Annotated in this window: 1 protein-coding gene; it reads right to left on the reverse strand. The window is 66.5% G+C overall.

What is annotated here, in order from left to right; genetic code table 11:
* The coding region (locus AC5JJ6_RS36515) for a cytochrome b/b6 domain-containing protein (RefSeq protein WP_496046738.1) at window positions 1-621 on the reverse strand (621 nt) is incomplete at both ends.

Raw genomic sequence — 621 nt, forward strand, 5'->3', positions numbered from 1 at the left:
GCGGCTGGCTTCCGGGTGGAAGCCGTTGTTCAAAAAGCCGCCGCCCTGCTTGATCCAGGTGATGTCCGACTTTTCCGGGATGTTGTCCCGCAGCCACAGGACGAACATCATCAGGATGCCGAGCACGAAGGGGAAGCTCAGGTAGTTGTGGGCGATCTTCCCGTAATACGCCATCGCGGTGAAGGCCTCGTGCCCGATCAGCGGGATCAGCAGCGGACGGCCGAACGCCAGCGCCAGCCCCGTCAGCGCCAGGACGACGAAGCTCGAGGCCGCCAGCCAGTGGGCGAAGCGCTCGACCGGCATGAACCGCGTCACCGTCCGCCCGACCCGGCCCGCCTGGATGCGGATCTTGCCCCGGAACAGATAGAAGGCCGCCAGACCCGCCAGCATGCCAACCATCATCACGCCGGAGATGATGCGGGCCCAGTAGTTGCGGAACTCCCGCCACTCCCGGCCTTCCGGCTGGACCAGCATCGCCAGCTTGCCGTCCGGGATGCTGACGGTGCCCTGCATCTTGCCCTGAAGCTGCTGGTAAAGCTCGACCTCCTCCTTGACCGACGGGGAGGCCGGCGACGGGACCTTATCGAGCTGGGCGAATGCCGCCGGAGCGGCCGCCACCAG

The sequence above is a fragment of the Skermanella sp. genome (genome assembly GCF_059503625.1).